The 655-nt window shown below is 44.0% G+C and carries 1 protein-coding gene; it reads left to right on the top strand.

All coding sequences use genetic code 11. The features are described 5' to 3' along the window. Positions 1-600, top strand: a 600-nt coding sequence (locus ACWHAR_RS28170; protein ID WP_452088581.1) for an alpha-amylase family glycosyl hydrolase, incomplete at its 5' end; no start/stop codon positions are given. Positions 601-655 lie beyond the last annotated feature (55 nt).

Here is a 655-nt window from a genome sequence, read left to right as displayed (position 1 = left end):
ATTTACCAGGGAGAAGAGCTTGGGATGACCAACCCGAAATTCGATGACATCTCCCTTTACAGGGATGTCGAATCTCTCAATATGTACCGTATCCTGAAAGAAGCAGGGAAGCCGGAAGCCGAAATCATCGAAATCTTGAAAGCGAAATCCCGTGATAATTCGCGGACGCCGGTGCAGTGGAACGGAGAAGAAAATGCCGGGTTTACGGCGGGCACACCGTGGATTCCGGTGCCTGACAACTACAAAGAAATCAACGCAGAAGAAGCGCTCAACGATCCTGATTCGATTTTCTACCATTATAAAAAGCTGAATGAGCTCCGCAAGGAATTCGATATCATTACAACCGGCGATTATCAGCTCATACTGGAAGACGATCAAGAGCTTTACGCGTATTTGAGAAACGGAGCGGATGAAAAACTGCTGGTGATCAATAATTTTTACGGGAAAGAGACCGAGTTTCAGCTGCCTGACGATATTGATATTGAAGGCTATGATGCCAAGGTTCTCATTTCCAATGACACCGATCTTCCCGAGTCATTTAAACGCTTCACAGTGAAACCATATCAATCGATTGTTTATCATCTTGCCAAACCATGCTAAACTAAGCGTGGTGGTAAAAAAATGAAGATCAACAAGTATATGATGATTTACAAAC

The sequence above is a fragment of the Bacillus sp. LR--39 genome, from assembly GCF_053613335.1.
This window is presented reverse-complemented; position numbering and strand designations above follow the sequence as displayed.